Source organism: Nocardia flavorosea NBRC 108225, from assembly GCF_001613385.1.
GTDB classification, from domain to species: domain Bacteria; phylum Actinomycetota; class Actinomycetes; order Mycobacteriales; family Mycobacteriaceae; genus Nocardia; species Nocardia flavorosea.
In genome coordinates this window covers 240,770-256,864 of sequence record NZ_BDCG01000008.1, presented here as the reverse complement: position 1 = coordinate 256,864, position 16,095 = coordinate 240,770, and the positions used below count along the sequence as shown (strand labels likewise).

At 68.3% G+C, this 16,095-nt stretch carries 14 protein-coding genes; 10 read left to right on the top strand and 4 right to left on the bottom strand.

The window, feature by feature from the left end:
• Window positions 1-33: 33 nt before the first annotated feature.
• The 3 genes from NFL01S_RS09325 (at window position 34) to NFL01S_RS09315 (ending at window position 3,188) form a co-directional block, all read left to right on the top strand.
• Complete coding sequence (locus NFL01S_RS09325) at window positions 34-1,350, top strand: hypothetical protein (RefSeq protein WP_157116384.1); 1,317 nt, start codon at window positions 34-36, stop codon at window positions 1,348-1,350.
• Window positions 1,351-1,477: 127 nt separating this feature from the next.
• Complete coding sequence (locus NFL01S_RS09320; protein ID WP_033243420.1) at window positions 1,478-2,056, top strand: sigma-70 family RNA polymerase sigma factor; 579 nt, start codon at window positions 1,478-1,480, stop codon at window positions 2,054-2,056.
• The gene (locus tag NFL01S_RS09315; RefSeq protein WP_062973459.1) at window positions 2,049-3,188 is read left to right on the top strand and encodes an anti-sigma-D factor RsdA; all 1,140 of its coding nucleotides are present in this window, start codon (window positions 2,049-2,051) and stop codon (window positions 3,186-3,188) included. Before NFL01S_RS09320 ends, NFL01S_RS09315 begins: the two co-directional genes overlap by 8 nt.
• 205 nt (window positions 3,189-3,393) lie before the next feature.
• Here the strand turns inward: NFL01S_RS09315 and NFL01S_RS09310 are convergent, their stop codons facing one another.
• Window positions 3,394-3,807: a DUF5319 domain-containing protein gene (locus tag NFL01S_RS09310; protein WP_030522220.1), complete on the bottom strand. Its 414-nt coding sequence runs from the start codon at window positions 3,805-3,807 to the stop codon at window positions 3,394-3,396.
• Window positions 3,808-4,077: 270 nt separating this feature from the next.
• Here NFL01S_RS09310 and guaB point away from each other — a divergent pair, with 270 nt between their 5' ends.
• The 3 genes from guaB to guaA all read left to right on the top strand — a co-directional run bounded on the left by guaB (window position 4,078) and on the right by guaA (window position 8,849).
• A complete protein-coding gene (gene guaB, locus NFL01S_RS09305) occupies window positions 4,078-5,619 on the top strand; it encodes an IMP dehydrogenase (RefSeq protein WP_084492534.1) in 1,542 nt (513 codons plus the stop codon).
• A gap of 428 nt (window positions 5,620-6,047) precedes the next feature.
• Window positions 6,048-7,223: a GuaB3 family IMP dehydrogenase-related protein gene (locus NFL01S_RS09300; protein WP_062973455.1), complete on the top strand. Its 1,176-nt coding sequence runs from the start codon at window positions 6,048-6,050 to the stop codon at window positions 7,221-7,223.
• A gap of 48 nt (window positions 7,224-7,271) precedes the next feature.
• Complete coding sequence (guaA, locus tag NFL01S_RS09295) at window positions 7,272-8,849, top strand: glutamine-hydrolyzing GMP synthase (protein WP_062973453.1); 1,578 nt, start codon at window positions 7,272-7,274, stop codon at window positions 8,847-8,849.
• 93 nt (window positions 8,850-8,942) lie between these two features.
• On the opposite strand, the gene NFL01S_RS09290 is transcribed toward guaA, so the two are convergent.
• Together NFL01S_RS09290 and NFL01S_RS09285 are read right to left on the bottom strand one after the other, a co-directional pair.
• A complete protein-coding gene (locus tag NFL01S_RS09290; protein ID WP_210744525.1) occupies window positions 8,943-9,194 on the bottom strand; it encodes a hypothetical protein in 252 nt (83 codons plus the stop codon).
• Entirely contained in the window at window positions 9,187-10,743 is a 1,557-nt protein-coding gene (locus NFL01S_RS09285; RefSeq protein WP_063915903.1) for a PspC domain-containing protein, read from the bottom strand. Before NFL01S_RS09285 ends, NFL01S_RS09290 begins: the two co-directional genes overlap by 8 nt.
• A 325-nt stretch (window positions 10,744-11,068) precedes the next feature.
• Here NFL01S_RS09285 and NFL01S_RS09280 point away from each other — a divergent pair, with 325 nt between their 5' ends.
• The 3 genes from NFL01S_RS09280 to NFL01S_RS09270 all read left to right on the top strand — a co-directional run bounded on the left by NFL01S_RS09280 (window position 11,069) and on the right by NFL01S_RS09270 (window position 13,511).
• Window positions 11,069-12,502 carry an ATP-binding protein gene (locus NFL01S_RS09280; RefSeq protein ID WP_084492533.1) on the top strand — a complete coding sequence of 478 codons (1,434 nt, stop codon included), beginning with the start codon at window positions 11,069-11,071 and terminating at the stop codon, window positions 12,500-12,502.
• On the top strand, window positions 12,499-12,750 hold the full coding sequence (locus NFL01S_RS09275) for a nuclear transport factor 2 family protein (protein WP_062973449.1): 252 nt from the start codon (window positions 12,499-12,501) through the stop codon (window positions 12,748-12,750). Before NFL01S_RS09280 ends, NFL01S_RS09275 begins: the two co-directional genes overlap by 4 nt.
• A 104-nt stretch (window positions 12,751-12,854) precedes the next feature.
• Entirely contained in the window at window positions 12,855-13,511 is a 657-nt protein-coding gene (locus NFL01S_RS09270; protein ID WP_062973447.1) for a response regulator, read from the top strand.
• Between the two features lie 466 nt (window positions 13,512-13,977).
• Here NFL01S_RS09270 and NFL01S_RS09265 read toward each other — a convergent pair whose 3' ends face one another.
• Window positions 13,978-15,147: a class I SAM-dependent methyltransferase gene (locus tag NFL01S_RS09265; protein ID WP_062973445.1), complete on the bottom strand. Its 1,170-nt coding sequence runs from the start codon at window positions 15,145-15,147 to the stop codon at window positions 13,978-13,980.
• Between the two features lie 168 nt (window positions 15,148-15,315).
• On the opposite strand from NFL01S_RS09265, the gene NFL01S_RS09260 reads away from it, so the two are divergent.
• Window positions 15,316-15,942, top strand: a complete 627-nt coding sequence (locus tag NFL01S_RS09260) for an AMIN-like domain-containing (lipo)protein (RefSeq protein WP_062973443.1) — start codon at window positions 15,316-15,318, stop codon at window positions 15,940-15,942.
• Window positions 15,943-16,095 lie beyond the last annotated feature (153 nt).

Here is a 16,095-nt window from a genome sequence, read left to right as displayed (position 1 = left end):
GCCCGCCCGGCCCGGCCTGGGTACAGTGCACCCGTGTCCGTCCCGGTTCTTCCCGCCGAAACCCGCTCTCGCCGGCTCGCCGACTTCGCTTTCGGTCCGCTCCCACACCGGTCCGCTGCCGAGTTGCCGGCCGCGGGTAACAGCCTCGAAATGTGGTGGCGAGCCGTGGCGTTGGGCGGTACGGGCCATTATGCGGCCGCCCGAATCGCACTGCGCCGTCTGCGGGCGAGCACCGGCGATCCGGTGCTGCTCTCGCTCGCGGCCTCCACCGAGGGGTCGTTACGGCGTCAACTGGGCCTGCATGGGCGGGCCGCGCACGACGACGGTCACGCCGCCGCGCTGGTACTGCCGCGATTGCCCGGCGCCTCTGCTTCCGGGCAGCGGAGCCCGGAGCTCATCGATACGAACAGTCCGGGGCGCTATCGGTCGAGCCTGCTCGAGGGTGCGGGCGGTGCGGATGCGGGCGGTGCGATAGGCGTGGACGCTGGGGCCGACGAGGCCGCCGGCACGGGCGCTGCGGTCGCCGTGGGGGTCGCCGGCGACGAGGCCGGTATGGACTCTGTGCGTGCCGTGGGTGGCGCAAACGATGCAATCGCCGTCGGCGCCGCGGGCAATGTGGTCGGTGCGGGGGTTGTGCGAGACGTGGACCAAGGAGGTGGTGCAAGCCGTCCGGTCGGCGTGGAGGTCGTGGCCGCAGGGGGCGTTGCGGGCGGCACCGAACATCTGCGATCGGCCGATTCGTACGCGGCCGGTTTCCACCGCGTCCCCGACCTGGTCGACGCCGCAGCCGATGCACTGACCGGTCTCGCCGCCGATGCGCTGGGTACCGGCCGGCTCGCGCTCGCCACCAGGTTGCTGGACCGCTGCGATGCGCTACTGGATGCCGAGCTCTCTGCCGGCTCGACGGGCTCCGGGGCCGTGTGGGGGCGGGATGGTGACGCGGTAGTCGATCGGTCCCGCGCGCTCGTTCGGCTGCACTGGGTACGTGCCGAAACCGCACTGGCCGGCGGCCGGGCCGATGAGGCCCTGGCGGCGGCGGAGAGTGCGCTGGGCCGGGCCGAGCGCGGTCCCTCGATTCGCCACGCGGTGAAATCGCGACTGCTGGTCGCGGCGGCCGCCGGGGTCACCGGCGATACCGCGCGGGCCGCCGAACTCGCTGCCCTGGTCGAAGAGCAGTGCCGGGAGGCGGGCCTGCTACCGCTGCGCTGGGCGTGCGCAATGTTGCGAACCGGTCTACCGGTGTCCGGCGTGGAACCGGCCGCCGGACACGCCTCCGCGACGGCCGACGCGGAAGCGTGTCGTGCGCTCATCTCCAGGCGTGGCGGGCGATTTCGCGATAGCGGACGGTAACCCTGGTTCTACCGTCTCGACCCGCGCGGGCGGCCGTGTCCTATTGTTGATCCCGTTCCGCTGGACCGGCGGAAGCACAGGTCGTCACCGGCCGTGCCACTTTGTAACGCCAGGAAATCCGCTGACGATGACGCACACGGGCGAAGAGTTGGACCGCGCCGTCGCCGCTGCTGCGCAGGGCGACAGGTCCGCTCTAGCTCAGGTACTGAAATTGGTCCGTCCGCTGGTGATGCGATATTGCCGCGCGCGGATCGGTGCCGCGGAGCGTGGACAACTCTCCGCGGACGACGTCGCGCAGGAGGTCTGTCTAGCGGTCATGACCGCCCTACCCAGGTATCAGGACCAGGGTCGGCCGTTCATGGCCTTCGTATACGGAATCGCTTCGCACAAGGTCGCCGACGCCCATCGCAACGCCTCCCGTAACAAGGCGGAGGCGATGGCCGAAGTACCAGATGTCATATCCACCGACCACGGACCGGAGCAGCGAGCTCTCGAATCGGAAACGAGCCGGCAGATGAACACTCTGCTGGCCACGTTGCCGGAGAAACATCGGGAGATCCTGATCCTGCGACTGGTGATGGGTTTGTCAGCGGAGGAAACCGCGACCGCCGTGGGCAGTACGGCGGGAGCGATACGGGTCGCCCAGCACAGGGCGCTCGCAAAACTGAAGGCACAAGTGGCGAGGGCAGGTGAAATATATGGCTAGGGATGGCGGGCGCGGTCGGGGCGACAAGTGGGCGCGTCGCGGATCGCGGAGCACCGATCCCTACGCCGAGGGCTCCGGTGCCGGGTCCGAACCGGTCGATATCAGCGCGGTTCGTCGCGATGACGAACTGATCGACGCTATCGCCCGGGGCGGGCCCATACCCACCGAGAGCACCGAGGAGCTCCAGCTGGCGACATTGCTGGCTGATTGGCGGGCCGAGATCGTGGCTCCGCCGCTACCGGACGCGCCCGATCTCGATACCGTCGTCGCGGCGGTCAATCAGGAGATCGGTGCCCGGCAGGCGCGGATCAGTGCGCAATCCGGCGGGCGGCTCCGGCTGCTTCGCCCGATAGCCACCACGGCGGCCGCGCTGGCTCTGGTGTTCGGCGGGCTGTCGGTGTTCTCGTATCAGGCCGAACCCGGTGATGCGCTGTGGCGCGTCAAAGAGGTGGTGTTCAGCGAACAGGCACAGAGCACCGTCGTGCAGTACGCCGACGACAATCTGGCCGCCGCGCAGGAGCTGCTCGACGAAGGTAAGCCGGAACAGGCCAAGGCCCGGCTGGAGCAGGCCTCGGCCAATGCCACGCAGGTGGATGATCCGGTGAAACGCAACGAGCTCGCTGCTCGCTGGCGTGAACTGGTCGGCCTGGTCGGTCAGGTCGCACCGGATATAGCCGCACAGCTGGAGCAGAAGGCTCCCGCTCCGGACCCGGCGGCACCGGTGAAACCGGCCACACCCGGGGATACGTCCGAGCGTCCCGGTCCTACGGTGACCACCACGTCCCGGCCGGGTCAGCAGCTTCCGCTGGAGGCCCCCGCACCGGGCGGCGATCGGCCGACCGCGCCGGATGTCACCGCACCGGTCCTGCCGTCACCGGAGCGGCCGGCGCCCGATACGGATAATCCGGATACTTCGGCGCCGGATACCCAGGCGCCGGATGACACCACCCCGGATATCCCTGACCCGACCACTTCGGACGGGCCGGGGATCGATTCGGTGGATCCGACCTCTCAGCTGCCACCGTCCACGATCAGCTCACCCGGCCCGGCCGTACCGTCGGTACCGCAGGTTCCGGAGACCGGAGCGCCGTCTGTTCCGACAACGAGCGTTCCCGGCGGGCCCACCAACTGAAACGCGGCACGGAGTCCCGGTCGTCGCGTTCGCGAATATCTGTCATCATGTGACCGCTCACCCCCGGTGGGCGGTCACATCGTGTGTACGGGTATTACGAATGGTGCGTTATGAACCTGGTGCGGATATGCCAAAACGATCGGCCGTCGAATGGCGGTCGATCATGCCGGTCGCCCCGGCGGCTCCGACTCGACTGTCGAAGGACTCAGCTGTCGAAAGCGTCGAACCCGTCGCCGTGGAACGCCTCGTTCATCGAGGCATCGGCGTAGCCGCGACAGTAATCCCAGGTGACGTAGGCTTCCGGAGTCGGGTCGTAGGCGGGCTCGTGCGGCCGGACCGTGCCGTCGACCAGGAGCTGTAACAAATTGGCGCGCAGCATATCCCAGTCGTGATAGTGATCCTGCCGACAATCCTCGCAGCTCACCACCAACCCGCGGATACCGCGGTGGGCCAGTAGCGCCTCGTAGACTGCGAGATCGGCGAGATCCTCTTCGACCGCAAGGCGCTCATGAGGATCCAGCGGTTCCCCCGGCTCGATGGCATCGAGCGCGGCGGACGGGTCGGCGGGGTCTCCGGCGAACGGATCCGGCGGCAAGCCAGGTGGTAGGTGGTCACGCACATCCCCACGGTACGCAGAACAGGGCGGTCTGCGCCAGCCGTCCGCGCCGCCAGTTTTCGCCGTTGCCGCTCGATCGATCGCAGCGGCCCTCAGTTGATCCGTGGTCCAACCGGACCGATACCATGGTGTCAAGCGCTGACGAGCATTGGTTCTCCCGGCACCGCCGCCGGAATAAACGATCCGGCGCGGCACGTTTGTTCCCAGTTACAGTTTGCTATCGGGCCGCCGTATCCCGATAACTCAGCCGACGTCCAGGAGGGGTCGATCCGAATGAGTAATCCCGTACCGGGCGAGCGCACGATTGTCCGCCCTCCTACGGGTGGTGACGATCCGAACAAGATCGCCATGCTCGGCCTCACCTTCGACGATGTGCTGCTGCTGCCCGCCGCGTCGGATCTCATCCCCAGTTCGGTCGAAACATCCAGCCGGCTGACCAGAGAGGTCCGGTTGCGGACGCCGCTGGTCAGTTCCGCGATGGATACCGTCACCGAAGCCCGGATGGCGATTGCCATGGCTCGGGCCGGCGGCATGGGTGTACTGCACCGCAATCTCTCTGTTGCCGATCAGGCGAGCCAGGTGGAGACCGTCAAACGATCCGAGGCCGGGATGGTCACCGATCCGGTGACCTGCCGCCCCACCGATACGCTGGCCGAGGTCGACGCCATGTGCGCCCGGTTCCGGATCTCCGGCCTGCCGGTGGTCGACGAAACGGGTGCGCTGGTCGGCATCATCACCAATCGCGATATGCGGTTCGAGGTCGATCAGAACCGCCGCGTGGCCGATGTGATGACCCCGGCGCCGCTGATCACCGCCCAGGAGGGTGTCACCGCGGAGGCCGCGCTCGGACTGCTGCGCCGCCACAAAGTGGAAAAGCTTCCCATCGTCGACGGTGAAGGCCGGCTGCGCGGTCTGATCACTGTCAAAGACTTCGTGAAAACCGATCAGTACCCCGACGCGACCAAGGACCGCGACGGCCGGCTGCTGGTAGGGGCCGCCGTGGGCGTCGGCGACGACGCCTGGTCGCGGGCCATGACTCTCGCCGATGCCGGCGCCGACATCCTCGTCGTCGATACCGCGCACGGGCATCAGCGGCAGGTACTCAGCATGGTCAGCAAGGTCAAGGCCGAGGTCGGTGACCGGATCCAGGTCATCGGCGGCAATATCGCCACCCGGGCCGGGGCCAGGGCGCTGGTCGAGGCCGGTGCCGACGCGGTGAAGGTGGGTGTCGGACCCGGCTCCATCTGCACCACTCGCGTGGTCGCCGGTGTCGGCGCGCCGCAGATCACTGCGATCCTGGAGGCGGTCGCCGTCTGCGCGCCCGCCGGGGTGCCGGTGATCGCCGACGGTGGAATCCAGTTCTCCGGTGATATCGCCAAGGCCATCGCCGCCGGCGCGTCCACCGTGATGCTGGGCTCGGTGCTGGCCGGTACCGCGGAATCACCCGGTGAGCTGATCCTGGTGGGCGGTAAGCAGTTCAAGAGCTACCGCGGGATGGGATCGCTGGGCGCCATGCAGGGCCGTGGCCAGGTGAAATCCTTCTCCAAGGACCGCTACTTCCAGGACGATGTGCTGGCCGAGGACAAGCTCGTCCCCGAGGGCATCGAGGGCCGGGTGCCGTTCCGGGGCCCGGTGAACCAGGTGATCCACCAACTCGTCGGTGGACTCCGTGCCGCGATGGGCTACACCGGTGCACAGGACATCACCGGCTTGCAGGAAGCCCAGTTCGTCCAGATCACCGCGGCGGGTCTCAAGGAGAGCCATCCCCACGACATCACGATGACCGTCGAAGCACCGAACTACACCGGACGGTAGCCTTCGTGCGCGTTTCGGCGCGCGGGTTTCGGCCCCCTCGGCCCCTGTTTTTCGCACTCGACACCGCGGTCGCCGAGTATCGCATCAGCACGGAAAATCAGCGGCGGGCCGAAACCTTTCAGGGCCTCGCTGAACTCGGCACCACGGCCGAGCTCGTTCAGCAGTGAACCGGGTCGCTGGGGGCTCAGAACACCAACCGCCGGAGTCGCGGTAGACCGGGGGTGTGTAAGGTTTAGTCGCAATATGCGAGTTCACCAGGTGAAACGCAGAGACATCGGTGCCGAGTCCCACGAGGCCCGCAGAGGGTAACGGTCGTTTGCCCTTCGCGGGTATGCGCCGGCGGGCGCCGGTCTCGAGGGCCGACAGGTGACGCGGAGGGTCGCGACCCCTGCGCCGTCGGAAACGGCGCCTCAACACAGGAGCTATTTGTGCGCGATATGGTCGAGATCGGGATGGGTAGGACGGCTCGCCGGACCTACGAACTGGACGATGTCGATATCGTTCCCTCGCGCCGGACCCGTTCGGCCAGCCAGGTATCGCTGGCGTGGCAACTGGACGCCTACCGGTTCGATATCCCCTTCCTCACCCATCCGACCGATGCACTGGCCTCCCCGGAATTCGCCATCGAGATCGGGCGCCGCGGCGGGCTGGGCGTGATCAACGGTGAGGGATTGTGGGCCCGCCACGCGGATGTCTCCGCCAAGATCGATCAGCTGCTCGAACTGGCCGACAAGGGCAGCTATCAGCGAGCCGTCGCCTTCCTGCAGGAGTTGCACGCCGCGCCCATGCAACCCGATCTGCTGGCCGCGGCGGTCGGCCAGGTACGGGCCGGTGGGGTCACCGTCGCGGTGCGGGTGAGCCCGCAGAACGCGCGAGCGCTCACCCCGGCCCTGGTACAGGCCGGAATCGATCTGCTGGTGGTGCAGGGCACCATCATTTCGGCCGAGCATGTGAGCGACGGCGAACCGTTGAACCTCAAAACGTTCATCGCGGAACTGGACGTGCCGGTCGTCGCCGGCGGTGTCAGTGATCACCGCACCGCACTGCATCTGATGCGGACCGGTGCCGCCGGGGTGATCGTGGGCTATGGTTCGCAACCGGGTGCGACCACTACCGGCGAAGTTCTCGGTATCGGTGTACCGATGGCGACCGCGATCGCCGACGCCGCCGCGGCCCGCCGCGACTACCTCGACGAAACGGGCGGCCGGTACGTGCACGTGATCGCCGACGGCGATATCAACACCGCCGGCCAGCTCGCCAAGGCCATCGCCTGCGGTGCGGACGCGGCCATGCTGGGCGCGCCGCTCGCGATCGCCGCCGAAGCGCCCGGCCGCGGCTGGTACTGGCCTTCGGCCGCCGCCCATCCTTCGGTACCGCGCGGTTCGCTGCTTTCGCTGGACGAGCCGTGGGACCTCGCCGAAGAAATCCTCGGGCAGGCCCCGCCGGCCCCGGTGCGCCCCAGCCTGGAACAGCTGCTGACCGGGCCCTCCGACGATCCGTTCGGATCCTTGAACCTCGTCGGCGGCCTGCGCCGCTCGATGGCCAAGGCCGGATACTCCGACCTCAAGGAATTCCAGAAAGTCGGTCTCAGCGTCCGCGCCTGAGCCCGCGGGTATGGGCGTGCGAGTCGCGCAACGGCGCTCATTAGACTCATGCGGGTGACACATTCGCAGAGGCCCGTTCTTGTTGTCGACTTCGGTGCGCAGTACGCGCAGTTGATTGCCCGCCGGGTCCGGGAGGCGAGTGTCTACTCGGAGGTGGTCTCGCATACGGCCACTGTGGCGGAGATCGCCGAGAAACAGCCGCTGGCGGTGATTCTGTCCGGTGGCCCGGCCAGCGTGTACACCGAAGGCGCGCCGGCTCTCGATCCGCGCCTGTTCGACCTGGATATCCCGGTTTTCGGTATCTGCTACGGCTTCCAGGCGATGGCGCAGGCGCTGGGTGGCACCGTGACGAATACGGGTACCCGCGAATACGGCCGCACCGAACTCGATATCGACGGTGGGTTGCTGCACGAGGGGCTGCCGGAGCCGCAGCCGGTGTGGATGAGCCACGGGGATGCGGTCACCGACGCTCCGGAAGGCTTCGAGGTGACCGGGACGACGGTGGGCGCGCCGGTCGCGGCCTTCGAGAACCGGGCCCGCCGGCTGGCCGGTGTGCAGTATCACCCCGAGGTGCTGCACTCGCCGCACGGGCAGCAGGTGCTGAGCCGGTTCCTGCACGAGATGGCGGGGATCAAACCGGACTGGACGCCGGCCAATATCGCCGACGCGATGATCGAGCGGGTGCGCGAGCAGATCGGAGACGCGCATGCGATCTGCGCGCTGTCCGGCGGCGTCGACAGTGCGGTGGCGGGCGCCCTGGTGCAGCGAGCCATCGGTGACAGGCTGACCTGCGTTTTCGTCGATCACGGACTGCTGCGCGCGGGGGAGCGTGAACAGGTGCAGCGGGATTTCGTGGCCGCTACCGGCGCCCGGCTGGTCACCGTGGACGCGGTCGAGAAGTTCCTCGGCGAACTGAAGGGTGTCACCGACCCCGAGGAGAAGCGCAAGATCATCGGGCGTGAGTTCATCCGGTCCTTCGAGGACGCCGTCGGCGAGGTCGTCGGCGAGCAGATCGCGGGCCAGGATGTACCGGCGGTCGAATACCTGGTGCAGGGCACGCTGTATCCGGATGTGGTGGAATCCGGCGGCGGCAGCGGAACTGCGAATATCAAATCGCATCACAACGTGGGCGGACTGCCCGACGATCTGGAATTCGAACTGGTCGAACCGTTGCGGCTGCTGTTCAAGGACGAGGTCCGGGCGGTCGGCCGGGAGCTCGGATTGCCCGAGGAGATCGTGGCCCGGCAGCCGTTCCCGGGGCCCGGCCTGGCGATCCGGATCATCGGTGAGGTCACCGAGGACCGGTTGCGGACACTGCGGCAGGCCGACGCCGTCGCCCGCGAGGAACTCACCGCGGCCGGGCTCGACGGACAGATCTGGCAGTGCCCGGTGGTCTTGCTCGCGGATGTGCGCAGTGTCGGAGTCCAGGGCGACGGGCGTACCTACGGGCATCCGATCGTGCTGCGCCCGGTGTCGAGTGAGGACGCGATGACCGCGGACTGGACGCGGTTGCCGTATGAGGTGCTGGAACGGATCTCGACCCGGATCACCAACGAGGTGAGCGAGGTCAACCGCGTGGTGCTGGATGTGACGAGCAAACCGCCGGGCACCATCGAGTGGGAGTGAGCAGACAGGAGAACGCCCGGACCCCGCGATGCGGGTCCGGGCGTTCTGCCCGGTACGGCGCCGTTCGACGAGAACCGGCGTCGGCGGCCGGGGCTACCGGCGCTTTCTCGGTGAGATGACCAGTGCCACGCCGATCACTATGGCGGCCGCGACGACGATCCAGCCGACCGGGATCATGGAGGTGATATTCCATCGGTCCGGGCCGGCCAGGGCCCAGACACTCACCAGCAGCGCGAGCAGACCGGTGACGAACAAACCGGCGGAGAAGCCTCCGCGGTGCGCACGCCCCGCCGTTCCGGTGTCGCCCGACGCTTCCACGTGCGGTTTCGTTCCCTGATCAGCCACGACGCACCTCCGCTTCACCCATCCGGACCTGCACGTTCAGATTCAGCACCGGTGCATCCCCGCCGGGCCCGGTGAGCCCGTCCGGGCAGTTCGCCTCGCCCATCCGGACGGTGCAATCGGAGCGCACGTTCATATTCTGCGGTACGAGGACCACCGCCTCCCCCATCTGTACGGAAAGGTCGACGGTCCGATCCGCGGTCAATTCGATTCCGCGTAGGTCCAGCGTGCCGGACCCCATGGTTACCGCGTACTCCGGCCGGATATCGGCGGCCGAGGCGGGAGCCCAGGTGCGCTCACCCATGGTGGCGCCCTGGAAATCCACCGGCCCGACGGCGCCGGCCAGGAGGACGAACGCCGCCAGCGGCGCAGTGACCAGCAATAGGCCGTGGCCGCGTCGGCGGAAAGCACCGAGTATCAACCCGAGGCCGATCACCGCGAGCGCGATCGCGGCGATCCGGCCGGGTGTCATCCATTCGGCGCCCGCCGCTGCCACCGCGCCGGCACCCGCCGCGGCGAGGATGGCCAAGCCGAGCACGACCGCGGTGAAACGCGAACGGGGATGCTTCTCGGTGGTCACCGCCACCGGCTGTGCCGGGGTGGGGTCGGGCAGGTCCCAGGCGAGTGGCGCGACGCCCAGCGGATCCCAGGCAGGTGGGGTGCGATCGGTGAGGCCGGTGGATTTGCTCATTCCGATGGTGGGGCGTGGAGGAGTGGGCCGGTCCGAGCCGGTGTCTCGGGGTGGATCCGATTCGGCAGGGGTGGCCGCGACCGGGTCTGCGGTAGCGGTGGAATCGGGCGTGCCCGAACTCGGATCAGGTGCCGGTACGGCTGCGGTATCGGCTGCCGGGCCGGTCGCAGCCCCGGAGGAGGTGGCCTTGCTGAGACTCGGACCATCGGTATCCGGCGTGTCGGGGTCAGCGGTACCGGGAGCGCTCTGCGCGCGGTTCACGGCCGGATCGTCCGGGACATACTGATCCGGCAGTGTTGTATAGGGGGTATATATCCCGGTGTACTGGGACGTGTAAGGATCCGCGCCGCCCTGCGGAAATGTGGCGCCGGGATATCCGGTCGTCCCCGGACCCGCAAGCGACTCCGGAACCGCTGCCCCCGCGGGCAGCGGCGGCGGTTGCGGGGCCCGCAGATACAGCATCCACCAACCGGCCAGCATGAGCGTCAGCGAGATCACCCCCGACCCGCCGAGCCCCACACCTACCGGGCCCATGGTGCTCACCGCGATCGCCAGCGCCACGATCAGTACGATCGTCTTGGTCTGGCTCTGCGAATCCTGCCGTTTACGGGTCAGCGATTCCGCCATCGACGCGCCTTCACCCGCTTCGGGGAACATCAGCCACCCGAACAGGTAGAGCACGATCCCGGCCCCGCCGAAGAGAGTGGACACCACGAACGCCACCCGCACGAGCACCGGGTCGACCCCGTAGCGGTGCCCGACCCCGGCCGCGACCCCGGCGATCGGCCCGTGCCGGGGCAGGCGGGTCGGCCGGCTCTGCCACATCTGCTGAAGCTGATCACCGAAGCTGGTTCTCGTCATGAAACCCATGCTCCGCTTCCTGCGGGCACTCTCACATCGGGGGGAACCCTGAAGTTGTTCCCGAAATACTTCTGACCACCACCTGCCCGGCCCGTCGACCGTCGACGTATCGCCGGCGGTGTCTGCCAAAACTCCTGCCTCCCTGGCCCGGGCCCGTCTTGATCTGGAGCCACAGAGCGGTGCAGCGTTGCGGAGGAGCGGTGGAGTGAAGAACGAGACCCATAGGGACGACCCGGACCACGCCGCGCCGGAGGCGCCGCCATAGACACAGATCAGGGTGTTTCCCCATGGCCGGGTCGGTTGCGGACGTGCCAGTATCGAAGGTATGTGCCCGTTCAGACCTGCCTTCTACGCCCCGGGTGGCGACCGTCCCGTGGTCGACCCGGATACCGCGGGCGGGCGGTTGGTGCGCCGATCCGGCGGCCGGATCGTGGGCGGTGTCGCCGGCGGCGTCGCCGACCATCTCGGGGTCGACGTACTCAAAGTGCGGATGGCGTTCGTTCTGCTGTCGGCGCTGGCGGGGGCCGGGATCATCGCCTACGGGCTGTTGTGGATCTTCACGCCCGGCGGTGGCGACGACGCCCGGCCTTCCGGTACGGAGCGCCGCCAGGCGATAGGGCTGGCGCTGCTCGGGCTCGGGCTGTCGGTGGTCGTGTCGTGGGCATTCAGCGGAACAGTGGCCCGGGTGATCGCTCCCCTGCTGGTGATCGCGGTGGGCGCGGCGCTGGTGTGGCGGGAATACGATGCCGACGGCCCGCGGTCACTTATCGGAATACCGGCCAAGCCGTCGGTGGTCACCTGGTCGCGGATCATCGCCGGGGTCACCCTTGTTTTCGTAGGGCTGGGGGTGGTGGTGCTGTCGCAGGTCGACTGGGGTTCGCTCGGTTCGGCGCTGCTGGCGGTGGCAGCGACCCTGATCGGGGTCGGGCTGCTGACCGTCCCGCTCGGTTTGCGGATGATGCATTCGCTCAATGCCGAACGCGCGGCCCGGATCCGAAACGAGGAACGCGAGGAGATCGCCTCCCACCTCCACGATTCGGTGCTGCAGACGCTGGCGTTGATCCAGCGGCAGGCGGGCGATCAGCAGGAAGTGCTGCGCCTGGCGCGCAGCCAGGAACGCGAGCTGCGGCGCTGGCTGTTCGCCGACACCGGCCCCGCCGACTCCAGTCTCGCCGTCGCCCTGCGCACCATCGCCGGTGAGGTGGAGGATCAGCACGGTGTGAAGGTCACCCCGGTGACCGTCGGAGATGTCGCAATGGACGGCGAGGACAGTGGGTCCGGCCTGCCGAAGGAACATTTCACCGCCGTCCTGGGCGCCACCCGGGAAGCGCTGGTGAACGCCGCCAAACACGCCGGCGTAACCGATATCGACCTGTTCGCCGAGACCGAACCACACCAGGTCAGTGTGTTCGTTCGCGACCGCGGTAACGGTTTCGATCCCGATTCGATTCCCGAGGACCGGCACGGTCTCGCGCGATCCATTCGCGCCCGTGTGGAGCGGCGCGGGGGGACGGTGGAGATCGTTTCGGAACCGGGGCGCGGCACCGAGGTACGGATCTTCCTGCCGCGCACCGATTCCGGTTCCGAGGACGAAGGCATAGCCCGCGACCGGCCGCGGACTCCGGAGACTGCTCCTACCGAAGGCACGTCCGAACCGCCGCGGCCCGGGCGCTCCGAACCTGTGCACGCGCCCGGGCTCGCTCAGGCCACCGCCGGGCAGGCCCGCGGCGCGGGTACCCGCCGCGAGGAGGTTCGTTGACCGCCGGTATCGCTGCCCCGGTGGAGGCGTATCGGAATGGATGGGCACACCGCGAAGCCGGGATCGAGACCATCGGCGATATGGCCTACGCGTTCTTCTCTTTTCACCTCGAGGGGGAAACGGCCGTGGCGCCCGAATCGTTCGTCGTCGCCGGCCGCAACACGCTGATCGCGCGTCGAAGCGGTGACGAGTGGAAAGGGATCCACTACCACGAATCGCTGCGGGGTCCGTGTGCCGAACATTCGTGAGGTGGCACGGAACCGGGCGTGGTGTCGTACCGAGGGTTTCGGGCCGGCCGCAGCCCCGGCTCGCCGTACATGGGTAGTCTTCGGGGGAGGCCCGAGGCGGCGCCATGAATGAAGAGAGGCTGGTTGTGCGGGTTTTTCTCGTCGACGATCACGCGGTGTTCCGGTCCGGGGTGCGGGCCGAGTTGAGCCGGGAAACCGATATGGAGGTGGTCGGGGAAGCCGGGGGTGTGGCCGAGGCGGTGGCCGGTATCAATGCCGCCAAACCCGATGTGGTGCTGCTCGATGTGCATATGCCCGCCGGGGGCGGGGTCGCGGTGCTGAACGGGATCGACAGCGGTCCGGTATGTCTGGCGCTCAGTGTTTCCGATGCCGCCGAGGATGTGATCGCGGTGATCCGTGCCGGTGCCCGCGGTTATGTGACGAAGACGATTTCGGGTGCCGAACTGGCCGACGGAATCCGCCGGGTGGCCGGCGGAGACGCCGTATTCAGTCCGCGGCTGGCCGGTTTCGTCCTGGATTCGTTCACCGGGAAATCACCGGTACCCGAGCCACCCCTGGATCCCGAACTCGATTCGCTGACCCCCCGTGAGCTGGAGGTGCTGCGCCTGCTGGCCCGTGGTTATACCTATCGCGAGATCGCCGAAAAGCTGTTCATCTCGGTGAAAACCGTGGAAACCCACGCCTCGAATGTGCTCCGGAAAACCCAGCAGTCCAACCGCAACGCGCTCACCCGCTGGGCCCACCGCCGCCGAATCGACTGAGCACCCCCTGCCCCCTCATCCAACCTTCCCGGACCGTTCACTTTCCCGGGTGGTGCCCGCCCGGTTCTGGAGCGACGGAGCCGGGGGAGCGCAGGAGTGGAGAACCGGGCTCCACAGGGCCCCGCCCTCGGGACGCGGAGCGTCTCCGAAATCACAGCCCGCCCCTTCGCGGATGGGCCGCCCCGAGAGCAGAGATGACAGCGCTCCGCCGCCAGGTAATCCGCCCTTATCTCCCCGGGCGGTGCCCGCCCGGCTCTGGAGCGGGGAAAGAACCGGGTCGACAGGGGCCCGCTCGCGAGCCGCCGAGCGGATCCAAAATTACAGCCCCGCCCGTCGCGGATGGTCTACTCCGCGATCTGAGATAACAGCGCTGGGCCAGGTAATCCGTTCCGTCGCACACTTCACTCCCGGGCTGGAACAGCCCCGGTCCGGAGCGATGGAGTGAGAGAGCGAAGATACATCGCAATCAAACCCCGACCCCGGTCGCGACCGCATCGAACCCGTGCAACCCCCGCACCGAACGCGTGACCGTGAACTTCCGGTTGCGCCCCACCACCTCGGTGCGGCCCACCATGCGTTCGACCACCGTGCGGTGGTTGAGGTGATTGTTGTAGACCGTCCACAGCTCGCCTCCCGGCCGTAGCACCTTGCCGGTCCGGGCGAACATCTTGATCGCCGACCCGGTGTGCACGGCGGCACCCACATGAAACGGCGGATTGCACACCACGAGGTCGGCGCTGTTGTCGGCGGCGGCCGACATGGCGTCGTCCCGCACCACGGTGACCTGCCCGGTGACCGCGTTGGCCGCGGCGGTTGCGGTCGCCGAGGCCACGGCTGCGGCGGATTGGTCGGTGCCCACCACCGCGATTCCCGGGCGGGATCGGGCCAGCGCGACGGCCAGTATTCCGGTGCCGCAGCCGAGATCGATGGCGTCGCGGGCATCGGGTTTCATGGCGCGCAGATGTTCCAGCAGGAACCGGGTGCCGATATCGAGGCGCGGCCCGGAGAAGGCGGCCCCGTGCGCGACCACATCGATACCGAATTCGCCGATGTGCTCACGTAGCGGAAACCGTGGTTCGCCCACCGGCTTCGGTCCGCGCACCAGCAGAGTGCGGGACTTCTGGCGGCCGCGGCTGGCCCGTACTTCGGTGAAGGATTCCGCCAGTATGTCGTTCATCGCCCTGGTGAGGTACTTGTCCCGGCCGCCGGCGAACACCTGGACCTCGGGATGGGCGTAACGGGCGATGGCGTCGGCGATCTCGGCGAGCCCGGCCAGTACCCGCGGTAGTCGCAGCAGGACCACGGTGGCGCCGCGCAACAGGTTCTCGTCGAGGGAGTGCGCGGTGTAGCGGTCGCCGAGTCCGAGCGCACGGGCATTGGCGGCGAGCGCGAGCTCACCGGTCAGCAGGTCCTGGTGGACGCGGATCCGGTGCAGGTCGTGGGTGGCGGCGGCGCCCAGGGTGAGGGCGCCGTAGTTGTCGCCGATCACCACCACTCTCCCGGGCTCGGTGGTGGTGAGTGCCTCCGCGGCCACGTCGAGGACGAGGCGGTCCGCGGCGTCGACGGCGTACAGGTTGGCGGCCTCCACATCCGGATAGCGGCGCAACCGTCCCAATAGGTCCTCCACGTCTCGCACGTGACAAGTGTGCTAGATCGTTGCCGTGCGCTGCCGCGCGCCCCGGTGGATACGTTTCGCGGGGCCATGGTCGCGGAGGTCGTGCGCGGCCGGCGGCCGGTACCCGGGCCACACCGTGAGAGCAGGCGTTACCGCAGGACAGTGGCCGCTGCGGTTAGCATCGGCCATATGCGTACCGGGCGTTTACTGGTGGTGGCGGCGATACTGGCGGCTCTCGCCGGGTGTGCCGATTCGGGGTCGACACCGCCGGTTAGCTCTTCGCCGATGAGCCCGGCGGTCCCCAGTTCGGAAGTGGGCACCCCGGGTCTGCCCGCACCGCCGATACCGCTGCCCGGCGAGCCGGTGCCCGCGCCCGACGATACGGTGCCGAAGCAGGCGGAGGCCTCCCCGGACGCCATGCTCACCGTGACCGATATCCGGTTGAGTCGCCACGCGGGTTTCGACCGGGTCGAGTACTACCTGGGCGGTCCGGGAACCCCGGGGTGGAGTGTGTGGTACACGGGCCGGGCCGTACAGGACGGCAGCGGCCGGGAGCTCGGGGTGGCGGGCGATTCGGTGCTCGAGGTCCGGATCACCGGTTCGGCCTATCCGTTCGACAGCGGGGTGTCGCCCTATGCCGGACCGGACCCGGCCATCGACCCGGCGGTGCCCGGTATCGCCGGGGTGTACCGGACGACGGTGTTCGAGGGGATCACCCAGTCGTTCATCGGAGTCTCCGGTGATGAGCGGGGCTTCACCGTTTCGACGGCCACCATGCCGAACCGCCTGGTCGTCGACATCGCCACGGGCCGGTGATTCCGGGCACGGGTATCGGTTGATCGACAATGCGGGCCTGGGCAGCCGAGAATCGTCTCGACACAGTACGGTTGTCAGCACCGGTGGCTCAGATGTCCGGCGCGCCGGGGCGAGAATACGGGGTCGTGGGCATCCGAGGGGAGTTTCAGATCG

Bases quoted from the DNA above. Each gene is read 5' to 3' on its own strand.
- NFL01S_RS09280 (WP_084492533.1), top strand. From the start codon at position 11,069: ATGTGCCCGTTCAGACCTGCCTTCTACGCCCCGGGTGGCGACCGTCCC.
- NFL01S_RS09260 (WP_062973443.1), top strand. From the start codon at position 15,316: ATGCGTACCGGGCGTTTACTGGTGGTGGCGGCGATACTGGCGGCTCTC.
- guaB (WP_084492534.1), top strand. From the start codon at position 4,078: ATGAGTAATCCCGTACCGGGCGAGCGCACGATTGTCCGCCCTCCTACG.
- NFL01S_RS09315 (WP_062973459.1), top strand. From the start codon at position 2,049: ATGGCTAGGGATGGCGGGCGCGGTCGGGGCGACAAGTGGGCGCGTCGC.
- NFL01S_RS09320 (WP_033243420.1), top strand. From the start codon at position 1,478: ATGACGCACACGGGCGAAGAGTTGGACCGCGCCGTCGCCGCTGCTGCG.
- guaA (WP_062973453.1), top strand. From the start codon at position 7,272: ATGCGGGTGACACATTCGCAGAGGCCCGTTCTTGTTGTCGACTTCGGT.
- NFL01S_RS09270 (WP_062973447.1), top strand. From the start codon at position 12,855: ATGAATGAAGAGAGGCTGGTTGTGCGGGTTTTTCTCGTCGACGATCAC.
- NFL01S_RS09285 (WP_063915903.1), bottom strand. From the start codon at position 10,743: ATGACGAGAACCAGCTTCGGTGATCAGCTTCAGCAGATGTGGCAGAGC.